Source organism: Stenotrophomonas sp. P5_B8, from assembly GCF_054049855.1.
Genome location: NZ_JBFULO010000354.1, coordinates 1 through 4,220, shown reverse-complemented (window position 1 = coordinate 4,220; position 4,220 = coordinate 1). Strand labels below are relative to the sequence as shown.

Annotated in this window: 4 protein-coding genes; all 4 read right to left on the bottom strand. The window is 65.1% G+C overall.

Going from position 1 to position 4,220, the window contains the following annotated elements:
- Positions 1-266: 266 nt before the first annotated feature.
- On the bottom strand, positions 267-1,244 hold the full coding sequence (gene secF / locus ACXJKH_RS16180; RefSeq protein ID WP_457320823.1) for a protein translocase subunit SecF: 978 nt from the start codon (positions 1,242-1,244) through the stop codon (positions 267-269).
- Positions 1,245-1,260: 16 nt separating this feature from the next.
- Positions 1,261-3,114 (bottom strand): protein translocase subunit SecD, encoded by a 1,854-nt coding sequence (gene secD / locus ACXJKH_RS16175; protein ID WP_256773998.1) that lies wholly within the window; start codon positions 3,112-3,114, stop codon positions 1,261-1,263.
- Between the two features lie 61 nt (positions 3,115-3,175).
- Positions 3,176-3,523 carry a preprotein translocase subunit YajC gene (gene yajC, locus ACXJKH_RS16170; RefSeq protein WP_256773999.1) on the bottom strand — a complete coding sequence of 116 codons (348 nt, stop codon included), beginning with the start codon at positions 3,521-3,523 and terminating at the stop codon, positions 3,176-3,178.
- 150 nt (positions 3,524-3,673) lie between these two features.
- A partial coding sequence (locus ACXJKH_RS16165; protein ID WP_457320820.1) for a tRNA-guanine transglycosylase occupies positions 3,674-4,220 on the bottom strand: 547 nt, incomplete at its 5' end.

The following is a 4,220-nucleotide window of genomic DNA, read 5'->3' as shown; positions in this document are numbered from 1 at the left end:
ACGCAACACAGGGCGTGGCTTGGATCCGTTGCCGGTTACGGAGAACTGTCTGGAGGATGGCGGCCAGCCCCGTGCAGGACCCTCGGGCGCCATGGATGGCGCCCGCGAGCCCCCACGGACGGGTTTACGGCGTGTCCTGCACGGGGCTGGCCGCCGTCCTCCCTCGCACAGAGCAAAGACGCCGCTCCTGGCGCTGCCTCGCCTGCTGCAAAAAAAGAAAAGCCGCGCAGGGCGCGGCTTCTCAGGTAGTGCGTGCAACCGATGACTTACGGACGGCGCTCCAGCGCTTCGATGTCCTTGGCCTTGGGCAGCAGGTCCTGCTTGGTCACGCGCAGCGCACCGATGGTCAACATCGGCACGGCCACCAGGATCGAGGACAGCACCACGATCACCGCGCCCACCATGTGGGTTTCGGCCAGGCCTTCCATCGACGTACCGCCGTACATGTACAGCGCCAGTGCCGACAGGAAGAACATCACCGCGGTGATCACCGTACGCGACAGCGTCTGGTTGATCGAACGGTTCAACACCTCCAGCGGCTCCACGCGCAGGCTGCGGAAGTTTTCGCGGACGCGGTCGAACACCACGATGATGTCGTTGATGGCAAAGCCCATCACCGACAGCAGACCGGCCAGCACCGTCAGGTCGAACTCGCGACCGATCGCCGAAATGTAGGCTACCGTCACCAGCAGATCGAACAGCGCCACGATGCTTGCCGTGATGGCGAACTTCCACTCGAAGCGGAACGCGATGTAGATCAGGAAGCCCACCAGCATGAACAGCGTGGCGTACAGACCGTTCATCGCCAGGTCCTTGCCGACCTGTGGGCCCACGAACTCGTTGCGCAGCACCGTTGCCTTGTTGTCGCCGGTGGAAATGGCCTTCACCACCGCCGCGGCGGTGCGCTGGTCACTGGCCGAATTGCCGGTGCCCGGTGCGTGTTCGCCCTGCGGTGCCAGGCGGATCAGCAGATCGGTGTTGCCACCGAAACTCTGCACCTGTGCGCCTTCAAAGCCATTGCCCTCGAGCTTGGCGCGGACGTCTTCAACGTCAACCTTGCGCTCGAAGCGGGCCTCGATCAGCGTACCGCCGGTGAAGTCCAGCGCGTAGTTGAAGCCCTTGGTCGCGATCAACGCGATCGAACCCACGAACAGCAGCAGGGTCACGACCATCGCGGCATGACGCCACCGCATGAAATCGATCTTGGTGTCGTTCGGGAGGATGTGCAGCGGAAACAGTTTCATTGTGCGTGTCGTCCCGTCAGATGGCCACGTTCTGGAGCTTCTTGCGGCGGCCGTAGATCAGCGTCGCCAAGGCGCGCGATACGGTGATTGCCGTGAACATCGAAGCGAAGATGCCGATGATCATGGTCAGTGCGAAGCCCTTCAGCGGGCCCGTACCAAACGCATACAGGGCCACGCCGACGATCAACCCAGTCAGGTTGGCGTCGAGGATGGTGCCGCTGGCACGCTCGTAACCGGTCACGATCGCGGTCTTGCCCGGCATGCCGGCACGCAGCTCTTCGCGGATACGCTCGTTGATCAGCACGTTGGCGTCGACCGACAGGCCCACCGACAACGCCAGGCCGGCAAAGCCCGGCAGGGTCATGGTGGCACCGAACATAGACATCACCGCGACCACGATCAGCAGGTTGAACAGCATCGCCAGCGAGGTGATCACGCCGAACATGCGGTAGTAGATGCTGAAGAACACCAGGGTGAACATGAACGCGTAGACCACCGCGGTAATGCCGTTCTTGACGTTCTCCGCGCCCAGGCTCGGGCCGACCACGCGCTCTTCGACGAAGTCCATCGGCGCTGCCAGCGAACCGGACTTCAGCAGCTTGGCCAGGTCTTCGGCTTCCTTCTTTTCCAGACCGGTGGTCTGGAAGTTCTTGCCGAACACACCGTTGATGTTGGCCACGGAGATCACTTCCTCCTTGACCCGGAAGCTGCGCACTTCCTTGCCATCGACCATGTTCACGGTCGGGATGCGCTCGGTGTAGACCACCGCCATCGGCTTGTTCACGTTGGCGCTGGTGAAGTCGAACATGCGCTGGCCGCCGACGTTGTTCAACGTCACGCTGACTGCCGCCGAACCGTTCTGATCGGTGGTGGCCTGCGCGGCGACCATCTGGTCACCGGTGACGATCACTCGCTTGTTGAGCAGCACCGGACCGCCGTTGTCACGGCGCTGGTAGACCTTGGCTTCCGGCGGAATGCGGCCGCTGGCGATCGCGTCCTGCGCGTTGCCCTCGACCACGGCGCGGTATTCCAGCGTCGCGGTGGCACCGATCATGCGCTTGGCTTCAGCGGTGTCCTGCACGCCCGGCAGCTGCACGACCACGCGGTCGGCACCCTGGCGCTGGATGATCGGCTCGGCCACGCCCAGCTGGTTGACGCGGTTGCGCAGCGTATTGATGTTCTGCTCGATCGCACCATTGGCGATCTGGGTCAGCTCGGCCTCGGGGACCTTCACCGTGATGCGGTTGTCGTTGACCTCATAGCCCAGCGTCGGYTGCGCCTTGGCCATCACCTCGCGGGCGCGGGTGACCGCTTCGGCACCGGCGGACGGGCTGATGGTGGCGATGATGCTGTTGTCCGCACGACGCTCCACCGACTGGTAGGCGATGCGGGCATCGCGCAGGCTGCTGCGCACGTCTTCGGCGTAGGCATCCAGGCGCTTGTCCAGCGCGGCCTTCTGGTCGACCTGCAGCACGAAGTGCACGCCGCCCTGCAGATCCAGGCCCAACACCATCGGGCTGCCGCCCAGCTTGGCCAGCCACTCCGGCACGGTCGAGGCCAGGTTCAGGGCCACCACATAGTCCTCACCCACGCTGTCGCGCAGGGTATCGCTGGCGGCGGCCTGCGACTGCAGGTCGGCCAGGCGGACGATCAGGCTGTCGCCTTCCTTCTCCGCGCCAATGGTCTTGACCCCGGCCTTGGCCAGGTCGGCCAGCACGCGGTCACGCAGCGCGTCGTCGATCTGCCCGCCACGGTTGGCGGTGATCTGGACGGCCGGGTCCTTCTGGTAGACGTTGGGCAGCGCGTACAGKGTGCTGAGCGCCAGCACGATCAGGATGAGGAAATACTTCCAGCGTGGAAATTCGAGCATTGCTTGGGTCCCGCGCGGCGCCCATCCCGGCGCCGCGGTTGTGCTTCGGAAAAGGAGTGGCTCAGTTGGCCGACTTCAGCGTGCCGGTCGGCAGCACGTTGCCCACGGCGCCCTTCTGCACGCGGATGCGCACGTTGTCGGCCACTTCGATGGTGATGAAGTTGTCGCCGATGTCGGTGACCACGCCGGCGATGCCGCCGTTGGTCAGCACTTCGTCGCCGCGCTTGATCTTCTCCAGCATCGCCTTGTGTTCCTTCTGACGCTTCATCTGCGGGCGGATCATCAGGAAGTACATGATCGCGATCAGGATGATCGGGAACAGCAGCGTGGTCAGACCCATACCACCGCCCGGCTGGCCGCCAGCGGCTTGGGCGTGGGCGGCAGGAATCAGGAAAGCGATCAGGTTCATGTTGGTGTCCTTGGGTTGGGAGGCGCCCTGCCCTGGTGGGCCTGGGTGTCGCCGCGAAACGGGTCAGCCACGAAGTATGCCATGGCCCCGGGAGTTCGTCCTCGGGCCCTTTGGCAGGGTCGGCGCGGCGGTCGGTGCTGCGTGGAGGGTCTACAGCGGCGGGGTAGCCGCGCCACGGGCCGCGTAGAAGGACTCGCGGAAGGCGGCAAAGGTTCCCGCCGCGATGGCCGCGCGCATGTCGGCCATCAGCTTTTCGTAGTAATACAGGTTGTGGATGGTCCCCAGCATCGGCGCCAGCATCTCGTTGCAGCGGTCCAGGTGGCGCAGGTACGAGCGGGTGTAACCGCTGGTGCAGGCGTGGCAACCGCAGCCCGGCTCGATGGTGTCCATGTCGCGCTCGTAGCGGGCGTTGCGGATGCGCACGGTGCCGAACGAGGTGAAATAGTGGCCGTTGCGGGCGTTGCGGGTGGGCATCACGCAATCGAACATGTCCACCCCGCGGGCGACGCCTTCCACCAGGTCCTCCGGGCGGCCCACGCCCATCAGGTAGCGCGGGCGGTCGGCGGGCAGGATCGGGTGCATGTGGTCGAGCATGGCGTTGCGCTCGTGCTCGGGCTCGCCCACGGCCAGGCCGCCGATGGCGTAGCCGTCGAAGCCGATCTGCTGCAGGCCCTCGGCCGAGCGGCTGCGCAGGTCA

Coding starts and splice junctions, on each gene's coding strand:
- secF (WP_457320823.1), bottom strand. CDS start 1,244: ATGAAACTGTTTCCGCTGCACATCCTCCCGAACGACACCAAGATCGAT.
- yajC (WP_256773999.1), bottom strand. CDS start 3,523: ATGAACCTGATCGCTTTCCTGATTCCTGCCGCCCACGCCCAAGCCGCT.